At 64.3% G+C, this 26,860-nt stretch carries 21 protein-coding genes; 18 read left to right on the top strand and 3 right to left on the bottom strand.

What is annotated here, in order from left to right; all coding sequences use genetic code 11:
• Nucleotides 1-76 precede the first annotated feature (76 nt).
• A complete protein-coding gene (gene xseA / locus AC3IQ7_RS08335; protein ID WP_489208955.1) occupies nt 77-1,438 on the bottom strand; it encodes an exodeoxyribonuclease VII large subunit in 1,362 nt (453 codons plus the stop codon).
• Nucleotides 1,439-1,753: 315 nt separating this feature from the next.
• A complete protein-coding gene (locus AC3IQ7_RS08340; protein ID WP_322427618.1) occupies nt 1,754-1,885 on the bottom strand; it encodes a hypothetical protein in 132 nt (43 codons plus the stop codon).
• An 881-nt stretch (nt 1,886-2,766) separates the two neighbouring features.
• Here AC3IQ7_RS08340 and AC3IQ7_RS08345 point away from each other — a divergent pair.
• From AC3IQ7_RS08345 to AC3IQ7_RS08380, 8 genes are all read left to right on the top strand, one after another.
• On the top strand, nt 2,767-3,372 hold the full coding sequence (locus tag AC3IQ7_RS08345) for a MotA/TolQ/ExbB proton channel family protein (RefSeq protein WP_070224614.1): 606 nt from the start codon (nt 2,767-2,769) through the stop codon (nt 3,370-3,372).
• A complete protein-coding gene (locus tag AC3IQ7_RS08350) occupies nt 3,369-3,809 on the top strand; it encodes an ExbD/TolR family protein (RefSeq protein ID WP_035825768.1) in 441 nt (146 codons plus the stop codon). Before AC3IQ7_RS08345 ends, AC3IQ7_RS08350 begins: the two co-directional genes overlap by 4 nt.
• Before the next feature lie 74 nt (nt 3,810-3,883).
• Entirely contained in the window at nt 3,884-4,939 is a 1,056-nt protein-coding gene (gene lpxK, locus AC3IQ7_RS08355) for a tetraacyldisaccharide 4'-kinase (RefSeq protein ID WP_489208958.1), read from the top strand.
• The gene (locus AC3IQ7_RS08360) at nt 4,920-5,096 is read left to right on the top strand and encodes a Trm112 family protein (protein ID WP_010395789.1); all 177 of its coding nucleotides are present in this window, start codon (nt 4,920-4,922) and stop codon (nt 5,094-5,096) included. Before lpxK ends, AC3IQ7_RS08360 begins: the two co-directional genes overlap by 20 nt.
• 2 nt (nt 5,097-5,098) lie before the next feature.
• On the top strand, nt 5,099-5,854 hold the full coding sequence (gene kdsB / locus AC3IQ7_RS08365) for a 3-deoxy-manno-octulosonate cytidylyltransferase (protein WP_099378935.1): 756 nt from the start codon (nt 5,099-5,101) through the stop codon (nt 5,852-5,854).
• Between the two features lie 244 nt (nt 5,855-6,098).
• The gene (gene adk, locus AC3IQ7_RS08370; protein WP_035825772.1) at nt 6,099-6,755 is read left to right on the top strand and encodes an adenylate kinase; all 657 of its coding nucleotides are present in this window, start codon (nt 6,099-6,101) and stop codon (nt 6,753-6,755) included.
• A 178-nt stretch (nt 6,756-6,933) separates the two neighbouring features.
• Nucleotides 6,934-9,057 (top strand): sodium-translocating pyrophosphatase, encoded by a 2,124-nt coding sequence (locus AC3IQ7_RS08375; RefSeq protein WP_322427621.1) that lies wholly within the window; start codon nt 6,934-6,936, stop codon nt 9,055-9,057.
• 188 nt (nt 9,058-9,245) lie between these two features.
• Nucleotides 9,246-9,596, top strand: coding sequence for a hypothetical protein (locus AC3IQ7_RS08380; RefSeq protein ID WP_489208962.1), 351 nt, complete (start codon nt 9,246-9,248; stop codon nt 9,594-9,596).
• A 3-nt stretch (nt 9,597-9,599) separates the two neighbouring features.
• Here the strand turns inward: AC3IQ7_RS08380 and AC3IQ7_RS08385 are convergent, their stop codons facing one another.
• Nucleotides 9,600-11,666 (bottom strand): TonB-dependent receptor domain-containing protein, encoded by a 2,067-nt coding sequence (locus AC3IQ7_RS08385; RefSeq protein WP_489208964.1) that lies wholly within the window; start codon nt 11,664-11,666, stop codon nt 9,600-9,602.
• Between the two features lie 246 nt (nt 11,667-11,912).
• Between AC3IQ7_RS08385 and AC3IQ7_RS08390 the strand changes: the two genes are divergently transcribed.
• The 10 genes from AC3IQ7_RS08390 to AC3IQ7_RS08435 all read left to right on the top strand — a co-directional run bounded on the left by AC3IQ7_RS08390 (nt 11,913) and on the right by AC3IQ7_RS08435 (nt 26,859).
• Entirely contained in the window at nt 11,913-12,335 is a 423-nt protein-coding gene (locus AC3IQ7_RS08390; protein ID WP_233516206.1) for a hypothetical protein, read from the top strand.
• Between the two features lie 149 nt (nt 12,336-12,484).
• Entirely contained in the window at nt 12,485-13,243 is a 759-nt protein-coding gene (locus tag AC3IQ7_RS08395) for a 3-hydroxyacyl-CoA dehydrogenase (RefSeq protein WP_489208966.1), read from the top strand.
• Between the two features lie 84 nt (nt 13,244-13,327).
• Nucleotides 13,328-15,103, top strand: coding sequence for a gamma-glutamyltransferase (gene ggt, locus AC3IQ7_RS08400; RefSeq protein ID WP_099378941.1), 1,776 nt, complete (start codon nt 13,328-13,330; stop codon nt 15,101-15,103).
• A 50-nt stretch (nt 15,104-15,153) separates the two neighbouring features.
• Nucleotides 15,154-16,323, top strand: a complete 1,170-nt coding sequence (locus AC3IQ7_RS08405; RefSeq protein WP_034751717.1) for a patatin-like phospholipase family protein — start codon at nt 15,154-15,156, stop codon at nt 16,321-16,323.
• A 54-nt stretch (nt 16,324-16,377) separates the two neighbouring features.
• On the top strand, nt 16,378-20,607 hold the full coding sequence (locus AC3IQ7_RS08410; protein ID WP_489208969.1) for a hybrid sensor histidine kinase/response regulator: 4,230 nt from the start codon (nt 16,378-16,380) through the stop codon (nt 20,605-20,607).
• An 86-nt stretch (nt 20,608-20,693) separates the two neighbouring features.
• On the top strand, nt 20,694-21,404 hold the full coding sequence (locus AC3IQ7_RS08415) for a response regulator (protein WP_099378942.1): 711 nt from the start codon (nt 20,694-20,696) through the stop codon (nt 21,402-21,404).
• A gap of 93 nt (nt 21,405-21,497) precedes the next feature.
• A complete protein-coding gene (locus tag AC3IQ7_RS08420; RefSeq protein ID WP_489208972.1) occupies nt 21,498-23,117 on the top strand; it encodes an AMP-binding protein in 1,620 nt (539 codons plus the stop codon).
• Nucleotides 23,114-25,516 (top strand): bifunctional salicylyl-CoA 5-hydroxylase/oxidoreductase, encoded by a 2,403-nt coding sequence (locus AC3IQ7_RS08425; protein WP_489208974.1) that lies wholly within the window; start codon nt 23,114-23,116, stop codon nt 25,514-25,516. Before AC3IQ7_RS08420 ends, AC3IQ7_RS08425 begins: the two co-directional genes overlap by 4 nt.
• A gap of 1 nt (nt 25,517) precedes the next feature.
• Nucleotides 25,518-26,318, top strand: coding sequence for an SDR family NAD(P)-dependent oxidoreductase (locus AC3IQ7_RS08430; protein WP_489208976.1), 801 nt, complete (start codon nt 25,518-25,520; stop codon nt 26,316-26,318).
• A gap of 13 nt (nt 26,319-26,331) precedes the next feature.
• Complete coding sequence (locus AC3IQ7_RS08435) at nt 26,332-26,859, top strand: MarR family winged helix-turn-helix transcriptional regulator (RefSeq protein WP_489208978.1); 528 nt, start codon at nt 26,332-26,334, stop codon at nt 26,857-26,859.
• Nucleotide 26,860 lies beyond the last annotated feature (1 nt).

Here is a 26,860-nt window from a genome sequence, read left to right on the forward strand (position 1 = left end):
CCGTGTGAAAGGGCAGTTGCGGTAGCAGTCCACTCAGTAGGGAAGGTGTTGGGCCGGGGTTCTTCCCCGGCCTTTTTTATTCTAACGTCGCCTGCACGCTGGCGATGCCGACCTGCGCGCTGCCTTCGGCCAGGCGCACATTGACATTCTGGCGCGCCTGCAGCTGCGCCGGCGAGCGCACGATATTTCCCTTTTCATCGCGCAGGATCGCGTAGCCGCGCTCCAGCGTGCGCTGGGGATTGAGCAGCTCCAGCTGCGCTGCCAGGCCGTCGAGGCGGTGGCGCCGCTGGCCCAGCTGCTGCGCCATGGCCGCGCCGCTGCGCCGCAGCATGTCCGCCAGGCGCGTGCGCGGCGCCGTGACGTCGGGCCGCAGGTTGGCCCAGCGCGAGCGCAGGCGTTCCAGCGCGTACTGCGATTGGTTGACGGGCGCGCGCGCCGCATGCGTCATGGCCGTCGACAGGGCCAGCAGCTGCAAGCGCTGCTGTTGCAGCTGCGCCTTCGGGTTGAGCAGGCGGCGGCTGTGGCGGTCCAGGGTCTGCGCCGCATCGTCGAGGCTGCGGCGCATGGCGCGGCGCAGGTCGGCCGCATCGGCGCGCAGGGAAGCCATCCAGTCGGCGCGCGGCGTGGCCGCTAGTTCGGCCGCCGCCGTCGGCGTGGCTGCGCGCAGGTCGGCCGCGAAGTCGGCGATGGTGAAATCCGTCTCGTGTCCCACGCCGCTGATCACGGGCATGGAACAATCGGCAATGGCATGGGCTACGGCTTCATCGTTGAACGACCACAAATCTTCGATACTGCCGCCGCCACGGCACACCAGCAGCACGTCGCACTCGGCCCTTGTGGATGCCGTGCGGATGGCGTGCGCGATTTTTTCCGGCGCCTGCTGGCCCTGCACGGGCGTGGGATACAGGATGATGTTGACGTGCGGCGCGCGGCGCTTGAGCGCGATCAGCACGTCGCGCAGGGCTGCCGCCTGCGGGCTGGTGACGATGCCGATGCTGCGCGCGAACATGGGGATGGCGCGCTTGCGTTCCTGGTCGAACAAGCCCTGCGCGGCCAGCTTTTCCTTCAGCCGCTGGAACGCTTCATACAGGGCGCCCACGCCGGCGCGGCGGATGGCTTCCACGTTGATCTGGTAATCGCCGCGCGCGCCGTACAGGGTGACGAGGGCGCGCACTTCCACCTTGTCGCCTTCGCGCGGCGTGAAGCCGGCAAACTGGGCGCGGCCGCGGAACATCACGGCGCGCACCTGGGCGCCATCGTCCTTCAAGGTGAAATACCAGTGGCCGGAAGCGGCGCGCGTGAAGTTGGAAATCTCGCCGGCGATCCAGGTCAGGGGAAATGAGCGTTCGAGCAGACGCGCAACGGCCTGGTTCAGGGCGCTGACGGTCAGCACGGGCGGGGCGGCAAAGCCGCTGTCAGTTGGAGTATCAGTCATCATCTGGTGCTATGGGGGAGGGAACTGTCCACATATTATCGGCGAGGTCATGCTTATGTCATATATCGTGCAAAACAACAAGTTCTATTTCTAAGTATTTGATTTCATGATGAATTCCCGTATGCCTGATTTGCGTGCACAGGGAAAAAAACCTTTAATATCAAGCACATCAGTACAGCCCCTGCCACTTACGCACAAAGTTATCCACAGAAAGTGTGCGGAACTTTTTGCCTTGGACAAACATGGCCCGGCAAGCCAACATTGACCGATAAAAGTGCCTTGCTACATTTTTGCGCACGGAAATAAAGTCTATAGGAATCAAATGCTTAGTATGCCATGCATGGCCTTGCGCACAATCTTATCCACAAAAAATGTGCAGAACTCTGGCACGGCGCCGGATTTATCCACTGGAAGAGCCATGGCATCGCTTGCCTGAATTTTGCGCAGCATAAAAATAGCCATATAAATCAATGGTGTAGCACCATGCCGTGCGCCTTGCTCACAATCTTATCCACAGAATGTGTGCAAAACTGCATAAACCGTTTCGCCTGTTGACCTGGTTTTCCACCACGCGGCCAGGGAGTTGCGCTGCCTAATTTTTCAGCATTGAAAAAAACTCCTTTAAAATCAAGGTGTTTGCATGGAGTCAATCCGCTTGCTCACAATCTTATCCACACTTTATGTGCGGAACTGCTGTTGCGGTGGAAAACTGCCGTGTTGAAGTGCAATCGGAGCGATAAAAGCCCGCTTTCCAGCCCTTGCTACATTTTTATGCATGGCAATAAAAACGATATAAATCAATGTACTTGGCGCGTATCCTTGCGCTTGCACACAATCTTGTCCACAGATTGTGTGCAGAACTTTGACCGCCTGTTTGCCACCGATTTCGTGCTGGCTGCCACTTTTTTACTCATCGATTTAATTTCCTTTAAAATCAATGACTTGATTGAATTCCTCGGCTTTGCGCACAATCTTGTCCACAGTAAATGTGCAGAACTCTTGAATTCTTGATTTTGTGACATTGACTAATGGCGATGAGCTGCTATGCCTGTATTTTGCGCAGTGCAGTAATTCTCATGTAAATCAAGGGCTTGCATGCTGGACTTCATGCTTGCTCACAATCTTATCCACACAAAGTGTGCAAAACTGTGCGGCGGCAGCGTGCGCCCGACGCGCCGTGTGGACAAGTGCCATGCGGGCGCCACTTGCCGCCGGCGCGGCAACGCGCTACATTGCGCCATTCCCGCGCGGACGTCGAATCGGTCTTCGGCGCTCGGTACAATACAGGCTGTTCGGGTGATTCACCGCCTTCCCTTTACCAGGAGTTCCTTTTGCTCGCTATATTTCAAGCCGCTGGCTGGCCCATCTGGCTGTTGTTGATCGCTTCCATCGTCGCCCTGGCCTTGATTATCGAGCGCCTGCTGTATTTGCGACGCGCCAAGATCCTGCCCCGCAAGCTGTTTGATGAAGTGGTGCAGGTGTATCGCAGCGGCAAGATCACGCCGGACACGGTGGCCAAGCTGGAAGACAATTCGCCGCTGGGCGTGGTGCTGGCCGCCGCCCTGCGCAATGTCGACGCGCCGCGCGAAGTGATGAAGGAATCGATCGAAGAGGCGGGCAGCGGCGTGGCCCACACACTGGAACGTTTCCTGACGACCCTGGGCACCATCGCCACCCTGGCGCCGCTGATGGGCCTGTTCGGCACGGTGGTGGGCATGATCGAAATCTTCGGTTCGCAAAACGCCAGCGGCTCGAATCCCGCACAATTGGCCCACGGCATCTCGGTGGCCTTGTATAACACGGGCTTTGGCCTGGCCATCGCCATGCCGACCCTCGTCTTCTACCGCCACTTCCGCGCTCTCGTCGACAGCTTCGTCATTGACATGGAGCAGCAAGCGGTCAAATTCGTCGATATCGTCCACAGTGGCCGCAAATGAACTTCCGCAAAGGCAAGGGGCGTGAAGACCCCGAAATCAACCTGATCCCGTTTATCGACGTGCTGCTGGTGATCCTGATCTTTTTGATGGTCAGCACCACCTACAGCAAGTTTACGGAGCTGCAGATCACCTTGCCGACGGCCGACGCCGAGCAAGCCAAGGACAAGCCGCAGCAGCTCGACGTCACCATCGATGCCAAGGGCAATTACACGGTCAACCGCGAACCGGTGTCGTTCCGCGACGTGGCCGGCCTGGCCGACGCCCTGCAGGACGCGGCGAAAGCGGCCAACGGCGGCAAGGCGCCGGCGCAGACGCCCGTCGTGGTGGTCAACGCCGACCAGTTCGCCATGCACCAGATGGTCATCCACGTGATGGAAGCGGCGCGCCTGGCCGGCTATGAAAAGCTGACGTTTGCGGCGCAGGCGGGTGGCAAGTAAGTTCCGACCGTTACCGGCAACAAAATTGGGGTCTGGCCCGCCGGGTCAGACCCCAGCCCTTTACCCCTCACCGCATGCCCACATCCTCTCCCGCCAAGCTTGAATCCACATTGACCCGCACCTGGCTGACGCGCGGCCCGCTGGCGTGCGCGCTGTGGCCCGTGTCGCTGCTGTTTGGCGCGCTGAGCGCCGTGCGGCGCGGCCTGTACCGGGCCAATATCCTGACATCGGCGCGCCTGCCCGTGCCCGTCGTCGTCGTCGGCAATATTTTTATCGGCGGCACGGGCAAGACGCCGCTGACGATCTGGCTGGTGCAAGCCTTGCGCGACGCGGGCATGCGCCCGGGCGTCATTTCGCGCGGCCATGGCAGCGCCGACCGGTCGCCGCGCGCCGTCAGCGCCAGTTCCACGCCGCAGCAGGTGGGCGACGAGCCGCTGCTGATCTTCCAGCGCGGCGGCTGCCCCGTGATGGTGGGGCGCGACCGCGCGCAAGCGGGCCGGGCCCTGCTGACCGCGCACCCGGAGGTCGACGTGCTGGTGACGGACGACGGCTTGCAGCATTACGCCTTGCAGCGCGACGTGGAAATCGTGCTGTTCGACGGCCGCGGCGCGGGCAATGGCTGGTTGCTGCCGGCGGGACCTTTGCGCGAATCGCCGCGCCGCCGGCGCGACGTGACGGTGATCAATGCGCCCGAGCTGGCGCCGGCACTGGTAGCCAGGGTCGCGCCGCAGGGCGGGCTGGTGGTGCAGATGCTGCTGGCCGGTGGCGTGGCCGAACGCATGGTGAACCGCAATGAGCGCATGCCGCTTGAATCCTTGGCGGCCAGCGGCCAGCGCATCGTGGCGGCGGCCGGCATCGGCAATCCCCAGCGCTTCTTTGCCATGCTGCGCGGGGCCGGACTGGACTTCATGGAACTGCCCTTGCCCGATCATCACGACTTCCTCGACCAGCCATTTGCGGCGCTCGACACGGATGTGATCTTGATCACCGAGAAGGATGCAGTAAAATGTGCGCAAATTGAACATCTCAAAGATGACCCGAGACTGTGGGTCGTCCCCGTCAGTGCGCGCATCGATAGCGCGCTGGCCCAACAAATTGTGGAGAAATGTCGTGGACGCTCGACTGCTTGATATCCTGGTCTGCCCTGTTTGCAAGGGTCCGCTTGAACACGATAAGAAGGCGCAGGAACTGATTTGCCGCGCCGACCGCCTGGCCTATCCTATCCGCGATGGCATCCCCATCATGTGGGCGGACGAAGCGCGCACCCTGCAAGACGCAGTGGAATAACGATGGCGTTCATCGTCATCATCCCGGCCCGGCTGGCCTCGACGCGGCTGCCGGGCAAGCCGCTGGCTGACCTGGGCGGCAAACCCATGGTGGTGCGCGTGGCCGAGCAGGCAGCCCTGTCGGGCGCCGCGCGCGTCATCGTCGCCACCGACCATGACAGCATCCGCGTAGCCTGCGCCGCGCATGGCGTGGAAGTGTGCATGACGCGCAGCGACCATCCGTCGGGCACGGACCGCATCGCCGAAGTGGCGCGCACGCTCGGCTTGCCGCCGGACGCCGTCGTCGTCAACCTGCAGGGCGACGAACCGCTGATCGATCCGTCCCTGCTGGCTGCCTGCGCGGCGCAGATCAGCGCCGCCGTTCCCATGGCCACGTGCGCGCATCCGCTGCACGACGTGGTTGACGCGTTCAATCCGAACGTGGTGAAGGTCGTGCTGGACAAGAACGGCCGCGCCTTGTATTTCTCGCGCGCGACGATTCCCTGGCACCGCGACGGCTTCGCGCAAGCAAAAGACAGCTTGCCGGCAGGCTACGTGCCGCTGCGGCATATCGGCCTGTATGCGTACAGCAATGCGTTCTTGCAAGAATATCCGCAATTGTCCGCGTCGCCGCTGGAAGCCATCGAGGCGCTGGAGCAGTTGCGCGTCTTGTGGCACGGTGTTGCCATTGCCGTGCACGTCACGGACTCGGCGCCGGCCGCCGGTGTCGACACGCCGGAAGATCTTGCCAGGGTGCAAGCCCACTACGGCGCCCTGTAAGCGCTACCCGCAAAACGGCAGGCGTGCAAATATAATTTTGTGCGCCTGCAGTAAAAACCACATTTTGAAACGTGCGCCGCGCGAATTGCTGGCTTTGATCAATCAGGGCATAGCAATTCGATAGCAAACTGGCGTTCCGGGGAATTTTTGTGGTAAGTTTCGTACGGAAAGATAGCCTTGGCAACACCATCTAAAAATAATTACACATACCACCATCCAAAATCTGTTTTTTAGGAACTTTTCAATGCGTCTGATACTTTTAGGAGCACCCGGTGCCGGCAAGGGCACCCAAGCTAATTTCATCAAAGAAAAATACAACATTCCACAAATCTCCACGGGCGACATGCTGCGCGCGGCGATCAAGGAAGGCACGGAACTGGGCCTGGCCGCGAAAAAAGTCATGGATGCGGGCGGCCTCGTGTCGGACGACATCATGATCGGCCTGGTCAAGAATCGCCTGCAGGATGCCGATTGCGCCAATGGCTACCTGTTCGACGGCTTCCCGCGCACGATCGCGCAAGCGGACGCCATGAAAGATGCCGGCATCAATGTCGACTATGTGCTGGAAATCGACGTGCCTGACGCTTCGATCATCGAGCGCATGGATGGCCGCCGCAGCCACCCGGGTTCGGGCCGCGTCTACCACGTCAAATTCAATCCGCCCAAGGTCGACGGCGTCGATGACATCACCGGCGAACCGCTGATCCAGCGCGACGACGACAAGGCGGAAACGGTCAAGAAGCGCCTGGACGTGTATCACAACCAGACCAAGGTCTTGTTGGGCTACTACAATGACTGGGCCAAGTCCGGCCTGCCAGGCGCACCGAAATACCGCCGCATCGCCGGCGTCGGTCCGGTCGAGCAAATCCGCGACAGCGCATTTGCCGCCCTGGCGGAATAAGCAGTATTGAAAAGCGGACCTGAGTGTCCGCTTTTTTTGTGCCCGCGCTTGAGGCGGGCGCCGTATCGTTTTCGTGGTTCAGGTTTTTTGCAGGTCGTGTTTTCCTGGCTGCGCGTGCCTACCCGGTGCGGTCTGCAGCTGTTGGCAATGACGTCGGATAAAAACAGAAGGGGACGATATGGCAGCCAGTTTGTGGTTTGCGGTAGCCTGCGGCGTGGTCGCAGTCATTTATGGTTTGGTGTCGCGCAGCTGGATCCTGCGGCAGGATCCCGGCAACGCGCGCATGCAGGAAATCGCGCTGGCCATCCAGCAGGGCGCGGCCGCCTACCTGGCGCGCCAGTACCGCACCATCGCCATCGTCGGCGTGGTGCTCCTGATCGCCATCTATGCGCTGCTTGGTCTGCACACGGCGCTGGGGTTTTTGATCGGCGCCGTGCTGTCGGGCGCCTGCGGCTTCATCGGCATGAATGTCTCGGTGCGGGCCAATGTGCGCACGGCGCAGGCGGCCACCCTGGGTATCAACCAGGCCCTGAACGTGGCTTTCAAGGGCGGGGCGATCACGGGCATGCTGGTCGTCGGACTGGGCCTGCTGGGCGTGACCCTGTTCTACTGGCTGCTGGTGACGACGGGCGCGCCCGGCCTCACGCAGCATGACCTGATCAAGCCTTTGATCGGCCTGGCCTTCGGCGCCTCGCTCATTTCCATCTTCGCGCGGCTCGGCGGCGGCATCTTCACCAAGGGTGCCGACGTGGGCGCGGACCTGGTGGGCAAGGTGGAGGCGGGCATTCCCGAGGACGATCCGCGCAACCCGGCCGTCATCGCCGACAACGTGGGCGACAACGTGGGCGACTGCGCCGGCATGGCGGCCGACCTGTTCGAAACCTATGTCGTGACCCTGATCGCCACCATGCTGCTGGGTGCACTGCTGATGGCCGAGGCCAGCGGCACGGCCATCATCTACCCGCTGCTGCTGGGCGCCGTCTCCATCCTCGCGTCCATCGTCGGCTGCTCGATGGTCAAGACCAAGCCGGGCGCGAAAATCATGTCGGCCCTGTACACGGGCTTGTGGTGGGCCGCCGGCCTGTCACTGGTCGGCTTTGCCGTCGTCACGTGGCTGCTGTGGCCCGATGACGCCATGCGCTACAAGATGCTGGGCGCCACCGTCGTCGGCATCGTCCTCACGGGGCTGATGGTGTACATCACCGAGTACTACACGGGCACGGACTTCAAGCCCGTGCGCCACATCGCTGAAGCGTCGACGACGGGCCACGGCACCAACATCATCGCCGGCCTGGGCGTGTCGATGAAGTCCACCGCGTATCCGGTGCTGGCCGTCTGCGTCGCCATCCTCGTCTCGTATCAATTGGCGGGCCTGTACGGCATCGCCATCGCGGCCACCTCGATGCTGTCGATGGCGGGCATCATCGTCGCGCTCGACGCGTATGGCCCCATCACGGATAACGCGGGCGGTATCGCGGAAATGTCGGGCCTGCCCGACTCCGTGCGTGCCATTACCGACCCTCTGGATGCCGTCGGCAATACCACCAAGGCCGTCACCAAGGGCTATGCCATCGGCTCGGCGGGCCTGGCCGCGCTGGTGCTGTTTGCCGACTACACGCATGCGCTCGAATCCGTGGGCCAGCACATCACGTTTGACCTGTCGAACCCCATGGTCATCGTCGGCCTGTTCATCGGTGGCCTGATTCCCTACCTGTTCGGCGCCATGGCGATGGAAGCCGTGGGCCGCGCGGCCGGCGCTGTGGTGGTCGAGGTGCGGCGCCAGTTCCGCGACATCAAGGGCATCATGGAAGGCACGGCACGGCCCGAATACGACAAGGCCGTCGACATGCTGACGGCGTCGGCCATCCGTGAAATGATCGTGCCGTCCCTGCTGCCCGTGGTGGTGCCCATCGTCGTGGGCATGCTGCTGGGGCCTGCGGCGCTGGGTGGCCTCTTGATGGGGACCATCGTCACGGGCCTGTTCGTGGCCATCTCCATGACCACGGGCGGCGGCGCCTGGGACAATGCGAAGAAATACATCGAGGATGGCCACTTCGGTGGCAAGGGTTCGGACGCCCACAAGGCGGCCGTCACGGGCGACACCGTGGGCGACCCGTACAAGGACACGGCCGGCCCGGCAGTGAACCCCTTGATCAAGATCATCAATATCGTGGCCCTGCTGCTGGTGCCGCTGCTGCCAGCCACGGGCTGGCTGGCGGTCAAGGCGCCGGCGCCCATCCACGCGCCCGTGCCGCCCATCCTGGCACCTGCGACACCCGTGCAAAGCTTGCCGGCGCAATAACTGGTCGCTCCCTGCAGCCCCGTGGCCCGCGCCGCGGGGCTGTTTGCGTTTGTATGGGGCGCAGCTCCCGGTTGCCCTTGTTCCCGGCGTCTAAAAGGTGAGCAATTGTTACGGCAGCTTGGCTTGCGTCGCCCGTTTGCCAATAATGGAGAGAGGATGATGAAAGTCTTGCACGGCAGGAGGATGTCATGGACAGCAAGCACAAAAGACGTGGCCTATGGCTGGCGCTGCTGGTAGCGGGCTTGGTGCTGGCAGGCGATGCCTGGGCCACGCCCGTTGGCCATGGCGGCCACGGTCATTTTCACGGCCGCGTGCATGGCGGCGCATGGGCCGGCCATGGATGGCACCATGGCCACGGACCGCGCTGGTATGGCAATCCCTGGCATAGCTATCCCCGTGTTGACTACTACGGCGGCACGGTCATCGTGCCGCCGCCCGTGTATCCGGAACCGGACGTGTGGTATTACTGCGCGCGGTACCCGTACGTGGCGCGCTGCATGACACCCTGGCGCGCCGTGGTGCCGGCCAGCGTGCCCTGAACGTCAGAAGCGCGACGTCAGGCCGACAAACATGCGCCGTCCCGGCACATAATAGTCGACCAGTCCATCGGCCATCGGCCCCTTCTTGAACAGGTTTTGCACACCGCCACGCACGGTCCACTGCGGCGTGACCTTGTACGACACGACGGTGTCGACGATGGTGTAGGCCTTGTCGGCCAGCTTGCCCGCATCGAGTTCCTTGCCCGTGTACTGGGCCGATACTTCGCCGAACAGCTGGTCGTTGACTTGCCAGCCCAGCGCCGAGTACCACGACAGTTTTGGCGTGGACAGCAGGTTGGCGCCCGTGGTCAGGTTTTTCGCTTCCGCCATGTAGGTCACGTTGTTACGCCAGTTCAGGTTTTTCGTCAGCGGGATGGTGGCCGTCGCTTCCAGGCCGCTGGTGCGCGCCTTCTGGATATTCGTCATCTTGGTCCACCAGCGCTGCTGGTAAAAGCCCAGCGGCGCATAGTCGATCTTGTTCTTGAAATCCGTGTGGAAGTAGGTCAGGCCCACGTCCCAGCCATTCTGTTCCCACGCCACGCCGATCTCGCCGGCCGTGCTCGTTTCCGGCTTCAAGTCCGCATTGCCGGCCATGTAGCAGGAACCGGTGATGTAGCCCAGCGGTTTGAGGCTGCCGCAACCGCGTCCGGCCGAGTTGGTCGCTGCCGCTGGCGAGTTTTCCTTCAGGCTCGGGGCGCGGAAGCCTTGCGAGACGCCACCCTTGATGGTCCAGGCGGGGGCAGGATGGTACACCAGGTACAGGCGCGGGCTGTAGTGGTTGCCGAACTTGCTGTGGTGATCGAGGCGCAGGCCGGCCGTGGCCGTCAGGTTGTCGCGCAGGAACAGCTGATCTTCCGCAAACAGGGCCGAAGTGGTGCCGGACAAGGTCGCGCCACTCACGGTGTTGCCCAGGTAATCGGTGGGCACGGTGCCGATGGTATTCGTGTTCGTCAGTTCCTGGTGCTTCCACTGGCCGCCCATCACCAGCATCTGCTCGATGCCGCCCCAGCCGAGCCGTTTTTCCAGGCTGGCATCGAGGGTGCTGTCCTTGGATTTCGCCACCGTGCCGACGTCCTGGTTATCGAAGTCATTGTGATACAGGTTGACCGTCGTCTTGCCGAAGTCCCAGCGGCCTTCGTAGCCGAGGCTGACGCTCTTGCGTATCAGCTTGTTGGCGCCCCAGCTGTCGACCAGCGGTTCGCCGTCCGCATCACGCGCACTCGAAGTGCTGGCTTCCTGCCTGCCATAGCTGGCGTCCAGCGACAGGTTCTGTTTCTTGCTCAGCGCCCAGGTCAGCTGGCCCGAGACAGTCTGGTTGCGTTCGCCGCCCATGCTGCCCGCTTTGTCGAAGAATTTTTCATCGGGATTCTGGCGCGTCTGGCTCACGCCCAGGCGCATGCCGACCGTGTCCGACAGGGGGCCGGCCAGGTTTACGCCCAGCTGGTGCGCCGTGCCGCGGCCGCTGTCCTGCGGCTGCGTGTAGTTGGCCGTGGCCGAGCCGTTCCACTTGCCCGGCACCTTGCGCGTGATGATGTTGATCACGCCGCCCATGGCGTCCGAGCCGTACAGCGAGGACATGGGTCCGCGCACCACTTCGATGCGTTCGATCATGTCGGGCGAAATCCAGTTCAAGTCCTGGCGGCCCAGGTCCGGGCGGTAAGCCGTGTCAGCCGAGCTGCCCACGCGCTTGCCATCGACCAGGATCAAGGTGTATTTGTCGGGCAAGCCGCGCAGCTTGATCTTCGACGCTTCGCCTTCGGGACCGGTGCCGCCCGTCACGCCGGGGATGCGGCGCAGCAAGGTACTGAGGTCATACACGGGCTGGCGCTCGATTTCCTCGCGCGTGATGACGCTGATGCTGGCCGGCGCATCCTTGATATCGATGGCCGTGCCGGACGCGGTGACGACTACCGTGTTCATGGTGGGATCGGCGGCCACATTGCCTTCGGCCCAGGCGCTGCTGACGGCCAGCGACAGCAGACAGGGCAGGAGCAGGGCGGCGGAATGGGCGCGGACGGGAGTGGCGACAGGAGCTACGAAGGTTGCGAAGGCGGGACTACGCTTGGTCATGGTGAACTTTCCGGATGTTGTTATTTCCTGGCTGCCTTCCGGGTGGCTCGGGTATGAATGAATGAAAAGAGAACAAACTGCGCTCTCATTTTACGAATGAGAATAAGAATCGTTCTTATTGTAATGCCATGCTAGCAAGAAAGAAAGTGATGAAAGGAAATAAAACACCGTTGCAGCATGTGCATGGTATCTGGCGTCGTGTGTGCCAATAATGAAAGCGGTAAGATCGATGCTTGGGGAGGTGGCATGAAGACGATGATAAAAACCATACCGGCGCTGGCTTGCGCCATCCTGCTCGCTGGCGGCCATGCATGGGCGCAGGAGCCGGCGGCACTCGATCAACTGCCCGTGTGCCAGCTCGACCCGCGCGACAGCGGCAAGCTGGCCGTGGAGCCATGCCGCCCGGCGCCGCCCGTGCAGCCGCGCCGTTCCGTGGCGCAGGTGATCGGCCGCATGCCGGCGCAGCCTGCGCCACCGGTCGTGCCCATGGCGCCCCTGCCGCCCAGCCCGGCCGTGCCGATGCCGCGCGCGCCGCAGCCCATCGGTTCCTGCGATACAGGCGGTTGCCGCGATGCGGCAGGCGCGCGCTACAACGGCGCGGGCAACGCCACGCTCGATGCGAACGGGCGCATCTGCCACCGCAACGGTGCTTTCATCCAGTGTTTTTAACCTTTCCATGCGCCAGCGTTGCAAGTTTTCGCTCGGTGCGCTCAAAAATGGCTACAATTGTCGCCGACATTACGTTTACGTAAACGTAACTATGGCACCATGTAACTATCAGGCGCCGGGAACACGGCCCTTACCACTCAGGAGATTTCATGCAGATTCAGGACAATGTATTCATCATCACGGGCGGCGCATCGGGCCTGGGCGCGGCCACGGCGCGCATGCTGACGGCAGCCGGCGGCAAGGTCGTGCTGGCCGACGTGCAGACTGAGGCGGGCCAGGCGCTGGCCGCGCAGTTGAACGGCGTGTTCGTGCAGTGCGACGTGACGTCGGAAGAAGACGGCCTGGCCGTGGTGGCCGCGGCAACTCAACTGGGTACCTTGCGCGGCCTGGTCAACTGCGCCGGCGTGGCGCCTGCCGTGAAAACCGTGGGCAAGGATGGCCCGCATCCGCTGGCCCTGTTCCAGAAGGTCGTCAACATCAACCTGGTGGGCACCTTCAATATGTGCCGCCTGGCGGCCGACGCCATGGCGAAACAGGATGCGACGGCCGAGGGCGAGCGCGGCATCATCATCAACACGGCGTCCGTGGCGGCCTACGATGGCCAGATCGGCCAGGCCGCGTATGCGTCGTCGAAGGCGGCCGTGGTGGGCCTGACCCTGCCGATGGCGCGCGACCTGTCGCGCAACGGCATCCGCGTGATGACGGTGGCGCCCGGTATTTTCGAAACGCCGATGCTGCTCGGCATGCCGGCCGAAGTGCAGGACGCGCTGGGCAAGATGGTGCCGTTCCCTTCGCGCCTGGGCAAGCCCGGAGAGTACGCGCAACTGGTGAAAGCCATCGTGGAAAACGTCATGCTCAATGGCGAGACAATACGTTTAGATGGCGCTATCCGCATGCAGCCCAAATAAGCCTGGCGCGATTTGATGTAGGATACCCCCGTATGGGGCGTACAGCCTTGCCTGGCTGTGCGCCCTTTTTTTATCGGAGAATCCATGATCACATTGAAGCCGCTGGCGCTGAGCCTGACCTTGCTGGGAGCCCTCGCTGCCAGTCCCGTATTTGCCGAGGTGCCGCAAAAGGCGCCGGAAATCGCTACCGCGTATGCGGAAAAATCGGGCTGGGCGGCACAGAAATTCATGGTCGCCGCCGCCAATCCGCTGGCCGCCGATGCCGGCTATCAGATGCTGAAAAAGGGCGGCAGCGCCATCGATGCGGCCATCGCCACGCAACTGGTGCTGACCCTGGTCGAACCGCAATCGTCGGGCATCGGCGGCGGCGCTTTCCTTCTGTATTCCACGACCAAGGGCGTGCAGGCGTTTGACGGACGCGAAACGGCGCCTGCCGCCGCCGATGAACACCTGTTCCAGAATGCGGACGGCAGTCCCGTCTCGCGCGCCACGGGCGTGGTGGGCGGGCGTTCCGTGGGTGCGCCGGGCGTGCTGCGCATGCTGGAACTGGCGCACAAGGAGCATGGCAAGCTGCCGTGGGCGACCCTGTTCGGTCCCGCCATCAAGCTGGCGCACGGCGGCTTTCCCGTCAGCCAGCGCCTCAACGGCTTGTTGAACTGGGACCAGGCATTGAAGCGCGACCCTGTCGCCGCCGCCTATTTCTATGACCAGGACGGCAAGGCCTGGCCCGTCGGCCACGTGCTGAAAAACCCGCAGCTGGCGCGCACCCTGCGCGAGATCGCGCGTGGCGGCGCCGACGCGTTTTACAGCGGCCGCATCGCGCGCGACATCGCCGCCAAGGTGGCGTCGCACCCGACCAATCCTGGCAAGCTGACGGCGCAGGACATCGCCGGCTACCGGGCCAAGGTACGCGAACCCGTCTGCAGCGATTACAAGGCATGGACCGTGTGCGGCATGCCGCCGCCATCGTCGGGCGGCATCGCCATCGCGCAGATGCTGGGCATGCTGGAAGTGAAGGATATCCGCCCGTATGCGCCCGTCGACGGCGTGCTCGATGCGCAGGCGATCCATTTGTTCTCGGAAGCGGGGCGCCTGGCCTACGCGGACCGCAACCGCTACGTGGCCGACACGGACTTCGTGCCGCTGCCCGGCAACGGTATCGCCTCGATGCTCGATAAAACCTATCTGGCGCAGCGCGCCTCGCTGATCGGTGACAAATCCATGGGCCGCGCCTTGCCCGGCACGCCGCCCGGCATGCAGGTGGCGTGGGGCATGGACAACGCGCTGCAGCGCCCGTCGACCTCGCACCTGGTGGCCGTCGATGCTTTTGGGGGCGGCCTGTCGATGACCACCAGCGTGGAAGACGCGTTCGGCTCGCGCCAGATGGTCGACGGCTTTTTGCTGAATAACCAGCTGACGGATTTCTCGTTCGATTCGCGCGATGCCGACGGCCCCATCGCCAACCGGGTCGAAGCGGGCAAGCGTCCGCGCAGCGCCATGTCGCCCACCCTCGTATTCGAGAAGGGCACGCACAAGCTGGTGCTGGCGACGGGTTCGCCCGGCGGTTCGTCCATCATCAACTATGTCGCCAAGGTCCTGGTCGGCACCATGGACTGGGGCCTGAATGTGCAACAGGCGATCAGCCTGCCGAACTTCGGCAGCCGCAATGGTCCGACGGAACTGGAAAAGGGCCGTGCGCCGGCCGCGCAAGTCGAGGCGCTGCAGGCGATGGGCCATGAGGTGCGCGTGATCGAACAGAATTCCGGCCTGCAGGGCATCATGCGTCTGAACGCGCACGGCAAGGATTTCTGGTTTGGCGGGGCGGATCCGAGAAGAGAGGGAATGGTTCGGGGCGATTAATTAGCCCTAAACTTTTCCACAAAGCATCCAGACCCTGCTAATCTGCCGGCATGGGAATGCAAAATAAAACAGGCTTGATACTCACGGGAGGAGGCGCCCGTGCCGCCTATCAGGTGGGCGTGCTGCAGGCGATTTCAGCGATTCTGTGGGAGGCGGGCTGGGCGCCGGCGCGCAACCCGTTCGACATCATCTGCGGCACTTCGGCCGGCGCCATCAACGCCACGGCGCTGGCCTGCCGTGCCGATAATTTCGGCGAAGGCGTGCAAAAGCTGCTCGACGTGTGGCAGCACATCGAGGTCGAGCAAGTCTACCGCGCCGATTCGCTGGGCGTGATCCGCTCGGGCGCGCGCTGGCTGTCGTTGCTGTCGTTCGGCTGGCTGCTGCGCCAGTGGCATGCGTCGCCGCCCAGTTCCCTGCTCGACAATACCCCGTTGGTCAGCCTGCTGCACCGCATGCTTGACCTGCCGCGCCTGGACGCGGCCCTGGCCGATGGCTTGCTGCATGCGCTGGCCGTGACGGCGTCGTCGTACTCGGGCAGCCGCCACATGACGTTTTACCAGACGGCCGAGGATATCGCGCCCTGGGTGCGCACGCAGCGCCTGGCCCTGCCGGACCAGATCGGCGTGGAGCACTTGCTCGCCTCGGCCGCCATCCCTTTCATCTTCCCTGCCGTGCCCCTGTACGTGGGCGGCCAGCGTGAATACTGCGGCGACGGTTCCATGCGCCAGCTGGCGCCGATCTCGCCGGCCATCCACCTGGGCGCGAACAAGGTGCTGGTGGTGGGCGCGGGGCGCATGACGGAACCGGCACCCGCCGCGTCCGAAGCGGCGCGCTACCCGAGCCTGGCGCAGATCGCCGGCCATGCGCTGTCGTCGATTTTCCTCGATGGCCTGGCCGTCGACATCGAACGCCTGAACCGCATCAACCTGACCCTGTCGATGCTGCCGCCCGAATTGCTGGGCAAGACGGCCTTGCGGCCGGTGGAGTTGCTGGTCATCGCGCCGTCGGAGCGGCTCGACGCCATCGCCAGCCGGCATATCGGCAGTTTGCCGCGTCCCATCCGCACCATGTTGTCGGGCATCGGCGCGGCCGAAGCGCGCGGCGCGGCGCTGGCATCGTATTTATTGTTCGAATCGACGTATACTAACGAGTTGATCCGTCTTGGACAGCGCGATACGCAAGCCCGCAAGGATGATGTCCTGGCGTTCTTTGGTTCCTGAGACGGCCCTTGGAGCGGCGTGCGGGTTTTTCGCGTTTTTTTTGACAGGACGATTGTGCTGGTATTTCGACGTGTTTTCGATGTTGCCTTACTGTTAATTCTGCTGCTGGGCGTCCCGGCCGCGGCGGCGCCTGCGCCCACCCTGCGTTTCGACCAGCTCGGCGTCGACCAGGGCCTGGCGCAGGAATCGGTGCTGGCCATCGCCCAGGACCGGCAGGGCTATATGTGGTTCGGCAGCCAGTCTGGCCTGAGCCGCTACGACGGCTACCGCATGGTCGTCTACAAGAATATCGAGGGCGACAAGACCAGCCTGGCCGACAACTGGGTGGGCGAGCTGCATGTCGATAGCCAGGGCCAGTTGTGGGTCGGTACCGACAATGGACTGGACCGCTTCGACGCCGCCAGTCAGACCTTCATCCATTACGTCCCGGCCGAAAAGAGCAAGCGCGGCAACGGTAACCGGCATATCCACGCCATCCTCGACGATGGCGCGCGCGGCTTCTGGATCGCCACTTCGGACGGCTTGCAGCATTTCGACCCCGCCACGGGCGCCTTCCGCACCTGGCACCATGAAGAAGGCAACCCGCACAGCCTGGGCGACAATGAAATCAAGGCGCTGGCGCTGGACGCGCAGCAGCGCCTGTGGATCGGCACGGTAACGGGCCTGGACATGCTGGCGCCGGGCAGCGAGCGCTTCGAGCATTTCGCCGTCGACGCGGAGCCCGGTTCGAAGTACAACGTGATCCAGTCGCTGCTGATCGACCGCCAGCAGAACCTGTGGATCGGCACCATGGCGGGTGCAGAGCGCTGGCGCCTGGGCGGTGCTGGCGAGGCGCCGCAGTCGCGCGTGCGCTTCGGTGAGAAACATGGCTTTTCCGCCATCCGCGTGGCCAGCCTGTACCAGGATGTCGACGCCACCGTCTGGCTGGGCAGCAATGCCGATGGCCTGTTCCGCTGGCTGCCAGGGAACGACACCTTCCTGCAATACCGGCACCAGACGGGCGACAAATTCAGCGTCGCCGACAACCAGCTGTCGTCGCTGTACCGCGACCGCGCCGGCACCTTCTGGGTCGGTTCCTGGTACAGCGGCGTGAGCCGGGTCGACCTGGGTAGTGGCGGCTTTTCGCGCATGGCACGCGCACCCGGCGACGTGGGTGCGCTGGCGGACAAGAAAGTGCGTGCCGTGGCTGACGCGGGCGATGGCAAGCTGTGGCTGGCCACCAAGGGCGGCCTGAAACTGTACGACACGCGCGATGGCAGCTCGCGGCTGTTCGACCTGCGCAGCTCGCCCGGCATGTCGCGCGACGAGCAGGTCACCACCCTGTACAAGGCGCCGGACGGCGTGTTGTGGGTGGGCGGCTCGACGGGCTTGCACCGCTTCGATCCGGCCCTCGGGCGGTTTTTTACCATGCGCTTTGCCGCCGGAGACCCGAACAGCGACACGATCCGCAATATCGTGAGCGACCGCAGCGGCATGCTGTGGGTCTCGACGCGGGGCGGCGTGCACCGCTTCGACCCTGTTACCAAGCGCTTTACCACCTACCGCCACGACCCGGCCAACCCGAACAGCCTGTCCGACAACATGGTGCGGCCCGTGCTGGAAGACGGCAAGGGGCGCTTGTGGATCGGTTCCTTCCACGGCCTGGACTTGCTGGACCGCGCCAGCGGCCACTTCCGCCATTTTCGCCACGATCCGCAAAATCCGCAGAGTCTGAGCCACGACGAAGTGCATTTCCTGCACGAAGACAAGCGCGGCGTGCTGTGGGTGGGCACGGCCAATGGCTTGAACCGCATGGACGTCGACGCGAAGGGCGAGATCCGCTTCCGGCGCTTCGTGCGCAAGGATGGCATGGCCGACGACGCCGTCGCCAGCATCCTCGGCGACGACAACGAGCAGCTGTGGCTAAGTACGAACAGCGGCATCACGCGGCTCGACATGCGCAGCGGCCTGTTTCGCAACTACGACAGTGCCGATGGTACGGTGGAAGGCTCGTACTTCGATGGCGCGGCCCTGCGCGCGTCCGACGGCACCATGTATTTTGGCGGTTTTAACGGCATGACGGCGTTCGTGCCGCAGGATATCCACGACAACCGCGTGCCGCCGCTGGTGGCCATCACGGAGCTGCAAATCTTCAACAAGCCGGTGGCCATCGGCCGCGGCGAGTTTGCGCACGTGCTCAGGACGGCCATCGATCATACGCGCCAGCTGGTGCTGACCAGCCGCGAAAGCGTCTTTTCGCTGGAATTCGCGGCCCTGCATTTCGCCGCGCCCCAGCGCAACATGTTCGCCTACCGGCTCGAAGGCTTCGACCAGGACTGGGTCATGACGGATGCGCGGCGGCGCTTTGCCACGTACACCAACCTCGATGCCGGCAACTACGTGTTTCGCGTCAAGGCGGCCAACAAGGACGGCGTGTGGAACGAGAGCGGCGCCACCCTGGCCATCACGATCCTGCCGCCGTTCTGGAAAACCTGGTGGTTCCGCACGCTGATGGCGGCGCTGCTGCTGGGCGCCATCTATGGCGCGTACCGCCAGCGCGTGCGCGCGCTGAGGCATCAACAGAATGAACTGGAAAAACAGGTCAGCGAACGCACGGCGGAGTTGCAGAGCAAGGAAATCGAAGTGCTGGCCCAGTCGGAAAAGCTGGCGCAAGTGAACAGCAGCCTGACGAAAAACGAGGAAAGCCTGCGCCAGGCCAAGCGCAAGGCCGAGGATGCGACGCGCCAGAAGTCGGAATTTCTGGCCAATATGAGCCACGAGATGCGCACGCCGCTGGCCGGCGTGATCGGCATGCTGGGCTTTGCCTTGCGCGACGAGCAGCTGCACGACGCCACGCGCGAGCAGATTTTGCGCGGCCAGGCCAATGCCCAGTCGCTGCTCGTGATCATCAATGACTTGCTCGATTTTTCCAAGATCGAGGCGGGCAAGCTGAGTATCGAAAACATCGATTTCGCGCTCGGCGCGGCGATCGAGACGGTCGTCACCCTGTTCGAGGAGCAGGCGGCCGCGCGCAGCATCGGTTTCGCCATCGATTTCGCGCCCGACCTGCCGCCCTTCGTGGTGGGCGACCCGACCCGCTTGCGCCAGGTGCTGGTCAACCTGGTCGGCAATGCCTTCAAGTTCACCCAGCGCGGCGGCGTCAGTGTATCCGTCGAGCGGACCGGCGTGGCCAGCGGCAGCGGCGGACGCAAGGTCAACCTGATCCGCTTTACGGTCAGCGACAGCGGCATCGGCATCGATGCCGAGGCCATGGCGCGCCTGTTCCAGAAATTCGAGCAGGCCGACGCCAGCACCACGCGGCGCTACGGCGGCACGGGACTGGGCCTGGCGATCTGCCGCCAGCTGGTCGAACTGATGGATGGCCAGATCGAGGTGGCCAGCACGCCGGGGCAGGGCAGCACGTTTGCCTTCACCTTGCCGCTGGCCGATGGCGTGGCGCCGCCGCTGATGCCGCAGGTGGCGCTGGCGCCGCACAGTCACCAGTTGCGCGTGCTGTGCGCGGAAGACTTCCCCACCAACCAGATCATCATCCGCGTCATGCTCGAAGAACTGGGGCACCGGGTCGACGTGGTCGCCAACGGCGTGCTGGCGGTGGCGGCCTGCGTGCATACGCGCTATGACCTGATCCTGATGGACGGGCGCATGCCGGAGATGGACGGCGCCACGGCGACGCGTTTGATACGCGTGGGTGGCTGGCCGGACCAGCCCGTGCGCGATCAGGAATTGATGATCGTGGCCCTGACGGCGAATGCCAGCGAAGAAGACCGCAGCCGCTATCTTGGCGTCGGTATGGATGATTTCCTCAGCAAACCCGTCGATGAGGCGGTGCTGCATGGCTTGCTGGCGCGTGCCATCGAGCGCCAGCTGCAGCGCGGTTTCCTGTTGCCGCGCATGCCGTCGAACGCGCCGCGCGGCGCGTCACGGGGGCAGGCGGAGCTCGACGCCCTGTTCGGCATCGCGCCGGCGCTTCCCGTCGCGGCGCCTGCCCAGTCCATTCGCAGCGGCGAACTGCAACGGCGCATCCGCGTCGCCTTCGTCGCCGACCTGGAGGGACGTTTGCGTGAGCTCGACGCCGCCCTGGCGGCGCAGGACAAGGACAACGCCGGGCGCCTGCTGCACGGCTTGAAGGGCAGCGCCGCCTATCTCGATGAAACGCAGCTGCACATGCTGTGCACGGAAATGGAAGAAGCGGCGGACGGCGGTCGCTGGACGCAGGTGGCCTTGCATTTGCCGCAATTGCGCGCACTGTTGACGCAAATAGCCGTTTCGGGCAAGGAAATGTAAAATAGGCAATGCCGGCCATCGAACGCGCGGCGAAACTGGGTAGAATACGGCCAGGCACCTTGACGCTGCCGCCAATGGAGAAAGCAATGAAAGTACTGGTGGTTGACGATGATGTCGTGTCGCGCATGGTATTGATGCATCTGATCGACAGCTGCGGCGTGCACGATATCGTGGAAGCGGAGGATGGCGCGGCGGCGTGGGAACAGCTCGAAGGCGGCTTGCGCCCGTCGCTGTGCTTCTGCGATTTGCGCATGCCGCGCCTGTCCGGCATGGAACTGCTGCAGAAAATCCGTTCCGACAGCGCGCTCGACGCCATGCCGCTGGTGCTCGTGTCGTCGGCCAATGACCAGGACACGGTGCGCGACGCCGTGCAGGCCGGCGCCGCCGGCTACATCGTCAAGCCTTTCCAGCCGGAGCAAGTGCGCCAGCATATCGACGCCTGCTTCGACGTCTCGGCCTTGCCGGCCGAGGCGCCGCGCGACACCTTGCAGCGGCTGGGCATCGACAGCGACCGCCTGCTGGCGTATCTGACGGGCTTCCAGGGACAGATCGACGCCGCGAGCGAACAGGTCGACGCCTTGCTGGCGCGCGGCGAACCGGCCCAGGCGCGCCAGCAACTCGAACGGCTGCACCTCGGTTGCCGCACCCTGGGTTTGCATGGGGCGGAAGCTGGCATGATGGCCCTGTTGCAGGCCGCAGTGCTCGATGGCGACCAGATGCAAACGGCCCTGGCCGCGCTGGCGCGCAGCGTGGGGCAGCAGGCGCGCTTGCTGCGCCAGGATGACGGCGCCGACTGAATCTGCTGTTTTCCGCTTGCTGGAAAAATACTTTAGGTTTAAAGTATCTGCTTCCGGGCCTTGTGCGTGCGCCCGCTATCAGCCAGGATGAGCATGAGCAGCGACCCTTCGCCTACCACCGCATCTCCCCAGGACGACTTTGCGCGCGCGCACTTGCCGCCGCGCGCACTCTGGCCGCAGTTGTGCCTTGACTTGCCCGAGCTGCAGTATCCGCCGCGCCTCAATTGCGTCGCCGCGCTGCTCGACGGGGCCGTGGCCAGTGGCGGTGGCGGGCGCACCGCCATCCTCGCCGACGGCCAGCGCTGGACTTACGCGCAGCTGGCGCAGCTGGTCGACCGCATCGCCCACGTGCTGCGGGCCGACCTGCGCCTGATCCCCGGCAACCGCGTGCTGCTGCGCGGCGCAAATACCCCCATGATGGCTGCCTGCCTGCTGGCCGTGCTGAAGGCCGGCTGCATCGCCGTGCCCACCATGCCGCTGCTGCGCGCGCGCGAACTGTCCACGATTATCATCAAGGCGGAAGTCAATGCCGTGTTGTGCGCGCAAGGCTTGCGCGCGGAGCTCGATGGCGTGCCCGGCTTGCCGGCCATGCTGTGCTTTGGCGCCGATGACGCGGAACTGGAGCAGCGCATGGCGGCCCACGCTGCACCGTTTGCCGCGTGCGATACGGCGGCCGACGACGTCTGCCTGATCAGCTTTACCTCGGGCACGACGGGCGTCCCCAAAGGCACCATGCACATGCACCGCGACTTGCTGGCCATCTGCGATTGCTTTCCCCGCTCCATGCTGCAGGTATGTGCCGACGATATCTTCATCGGCACGCCGCCGCTGGCGTTCACCTTTGGCCTCGGCGGCTTGCTGCTGTTTCCCCTGCGCTTTGGCGCTTGCGCCGTGCTGCTGGAAAAACTCACGCCCGAGGGCCTGCTGCGCGCCATCGGCGCCTATCAGGCCACCATCTGCTTCACGGCGCCCACCTTTTACCGCCAGATGGCGCCCCTGGCCGCGCAGCACGACCTGCGCAGCCTGCGCTTGTGCGTGTCGGCCGGCGAGGCGCTGCCGCTGGCCACGCGCGACGCCTGGCAGGCGGCGACGGGCCTGGCCATGACGGATGGCATCGGCGCCACCGAGATGCTGCACATTTTCATTTCCGCCACGGGCGAGGGCATCCGCCGCGGCGCCATCGGCAAGGCCATCCCAGGCTACCAGGCATGCATCGTCGACGATGCCGGCGTGCCGCAGCCGCCCGGCGTGACGGGCCGCCTGGCCGTGAAAGGCCCTACCGGTTGCCGCTATCTGTCCGACCCGCGCCAGCGCGAGTATGTGCAGAACGGCTGGAACCTGACGGGCGACACTTTCGAGATGGATGCCGACGGCTATTTCTATTACCGCTCGCGCAGCGACGACATGATCGTCTCGGCCGGCTACAACATCGCCGGCCCGGAAGTGGAAGAGGCGCTGCTGCGCCACCCGGCCGTCGCCGAATGCGGCGTGGTCGGGCGCGCCGATGCCGAGCGTGGCCAGATTGTCGAAGCGCACGTGGTGCTCAAGGAGGGCTGCCAGGCCAGCGATGCGCTGGCGGCCGAACTGCAGGACTTCGTGCGCCAGCAGATCGCTCCCTATAAATACCCGCGCGCCATCCGTTTCCTGCCATCCCTGCCGCGCACGGAAACGGGCAAGCTGCAGCGCTTCAAACTTCGCACGGACACCCCATGAATATTGTCTGCATCGGCGGCGGTCCCGCCGGCCTGTATTTCAGCCTGCTCATGAAAAAGCAGAACCCGCATCACCGCATCACCGTCATCGAGCGCAACCGCCCGTACGACACGTTTGGCTGGGGCGTCGTGTTTTCCGACCAGACCCTGGGCAACCTGGCCAATGCGGACGAGCCGACGGCGCGCGCCATCCTGCAGGCGTTCAACCACTGGGACGATATCGAGATCCACTTCAAGGGCGCGACCGTGCGCTCGGGCGGCCATGGCTTTTGCGGCATCGGCCGCAAGCGCCTGCTCAACATCCTGCAGGCGCGTTGCGAGGAACTTGGCGTGGAACTTGTCTTCGAGACGGAAGTGCAGGACGACCAGGCCATCGCGCGCCAGTATGGCGCCGACCTGGTGATCGCCAGCGACGGCTTGAACAGCCGCATCCGCACGCGCTATGCGGCCAGCTACCAGCCCGAGATCGACCAGCGGCATTGCCGTTTCGTCTGGCTCGGCACGCGCAAGAAATTCGAGGCGTTCACGTTTGCCTTCCGCCAGACGCCGCACGGCTGGTTCCAGGCGCATATCTACCAGTATGACGGCGAAACCTCGACCTTCATCGTCGAAACGCCGGAACACGTGTGGCGCGCGGCGGGTTTGGATGCCATGAGCCAGGAAGAGGGTATCGCCTTTTGCGAAGCGCTGTTCGCCGAGGAACTCGATGGCCACGGTTTACTGAGCAATTCGCCGCACTTGCGCGGCTCGGCCCAGTGGATCACCTTCCCCCGCATCGTTTGCCGCCAATGGGTGCATCACGAGCAGGGCGTGCCCGTCGTGCTGATGGGCGACGCGGCCCACACGGCGCATTATTCCATTGGCTCGGGCACCAAGCTGGCGCTGGAAGACGCGATCGAGCTGGCGCGCTGCTTCGGCCAGCATGCCGGGACGGCTGCCGCGCTGGCCGCCTACCAGCAGCTGCGCGCCATCGAAGTGCTGAAAATCCAGAGCGCGGCGCGCAATTCCATGGAATGGTTTGAAAACGTCGAGCGCTACAGCGCCATGGAGGCGCCGCAGTTCGCCTATTCCATGCTCACGCGCAGCCAGCGCATTTCGCATGAAAACCTGCGCCTGCGCGACCCCGCGTATGTGGCTGGCTACGAACAATGGCTGGCGCGGCGCGCGGGCGAGCAGGCTGGCGTTGTGTTTCCGCAAGAACCTGTGCGGGACGAGGCTTTGCCACCCATGCTCACGCCCTTCCGCCTGCGCGGCGTGCTGCTGAAAAACCGCATCGCCGTCTCGCCGATGGCGCAGTACAGCGCCGTCGATGGCGTGGCGGGCGACTACCATCTGATGCACCTGGGCGCGCGCGCCATGGGCGGCGCGGGGCTCGTGTTTGCCGAGATGACGTGCGTATCGGCCGATGCGCGCATCACGCCCGCCTGTCCCGGCATGTACAGCGAAGCGCACACGCAGGCGTGGCGCCGCATCGTCGATTTCGTGCATGCGAACAGCGATGCGAAGATCGCCCTGCAGCTGGGCCACGCGGGGGCGAAAGGCTCGACGCGCCCCATGTGGGATGGCATCGACCTGCCTTTGACGGACGGTAACTGGCCTTTGACCTCGGCGTCGGAACAGCAGTACCTGGCCGGCGTGTCGCAAACGGCACGCGCGGCCACGGAAAGCGACCTGGCGCGCATCGAACAGGACTTCGTGCGCGCCACCCTGGCCGCCGCCGTCGCCGGTTTCGACTGGCTGGAACTGCATTGCGCGCATGGCTACCTGCTGTCGAGTTTTATCTCGCCGCTGACCAACCGCCGCACGGACGACTATGGCGGCAGCCTGGAAAACCGCTGCCGTTATCCGCTGCGCGTATTTCGCGCCATGCGCGCCGCCTGGCCGCAGGATAAACCGATGAGCGTGCGCATCTCGGCCCACGACTGGGTGGAAGGCGGCATCACGCCCGACGACGCTGTCGTCATCGCGCGCCTGTTCAAGCAGGCGGGCGCCGATTTGATCGACTGCTCCTCGGGCCAGGTGAGTAAACTCGAACAGCCCGTGTACGGACGCATGTTCCAGGCGCCGTTTGCCGACCGCGTGCGCAACGAGGCGGGCATCGCCAGCATGGCCGTCGGCTCGATCTTCGAGGCCGACCACGCCAACAGCATCATCGCCGCCGGGCGCGCCGACCTGTGCGCCGTGGGCCGGCCGCACCTGGCCAACCCGGCCTGGACCCTGACGGAAATGGCGCGCATCGGCTACAGCGGTGCAGGCGCAGGGACAGGCGCAGCGTGGCCGAAACAGTACCGGCCGGGCCAGCAGCAACTGGAACGCAATCTGCAGCGCGAGCGGCAACTGGCCGCCGCCAATACGGGCCTCAGCCCGCAACAGGTGGCCGCGCGGCTGCTGGAAGGATGACATGAGCAAGGAACAACTGGACGGCGCATTGGCCGATAAACACGCGCTGGTGACGGGCGCTGGCAGCGGCATCGGCTTCGCGTGCGCGGGCGCTTTGCTGGATGCGGGCGCGCGGGTCACCCTGGCTGGACGCGATGGCGAGCGGCTGGCGCGCGCGCGCATGCAGCTGGAAGAGGCGGGCCATGCGGGCCGGGTCGCCATCTGCGTGCTCGACGTGGCCGTGGAAGCGTCCGTGCAAGCGGGGTTTGCGCATGCGGCCGCGCATTTCGGCCGCATCGATATTTTGATCAATAACGCGGGCCAGGCGCATGCGGCGCCGTTCGGCAAGACGGATGCCGCCATCTGGCAGCAGATGCTGGCCGTGAACCTGACGGGCGTGTTCCACTGCTGCCAGGCAGTCATGCCGGGCATGCTGGAAGCGGGTTGGGGGCGCATCGTCAACGTGGCGTCGACGGCGGGCCTGAAGGGTTATCGCTATGTCAGCGCCTATGTCGCCGCCAAGCATGGCGTGATCGGCCTGACGCGCGCGCTGGCGCTGGAAGTGGCGCCGCGCGGCGTCACCGTCAACGCCGTCTGCCCCGGCTACACGGAAACGGACATGGTGGCGCATGCCGTGCAAAACATCGTGCGCAAGACGGGGCGCGGCGAAGACGCGGCGCGCGCGGAACTGGCGGCCAGCAATCCGCAGCAGCGGCTGGTGCAGCCGCGCGAAGTGGCCGATGCGGTGGCGTGGCTCTGCCTGCCCGCGTCGGCCGCCATGAATGGACAATCGATCGCCGTCGCCGGCGGCGAAGTCATGTAACGGAATGAAGACCATGGATAAAGAACCCGATAACATGCAGGACGAATCCGTACAGGACGAACCCGTGCTGGACCTGGCCAGCAGGCTGACGCAGGACCACCACCAGTCGCTCAAGCTGTGGCTGCGCATGCTGTCATGCACGGTGAAGATTGAAAACGAGGTGCGCACGCGCCTGCGCGCCACCTTCGGCATCACCTTGCCCCGCTTCGATTTGATGGCGCAGCTTGAACGCTTTCCCGAAGGCTTGCGCATGGGCGAACTGTCCCGGCGCATGATGGTCACGGGCGGCAATATCACGGGCATCACCGACCAGCTGGAGCAGGAAAAACTGGTGGCGCGCGTGGTCGATCCGAAGGACCGCCGCTCGTACAGCGTCAAGCTGACGCCGGCTGGCCGGCGCGCGTTCGACGAGATGGCGCGCGTGCACGAAGGCTGGATCGCGGAACTGCTGCACGGCGTGACGCCCGACGACAAAACCCGATTGATCGACCTGCTGTCGCACATGAAGCAGCAGTTGAATAACACCCCCCCAAAGGACTGAC

The sequence above is a fragment of the Janthinobacterium sp. GL_088 genome, from assembly GCF_057837845.1.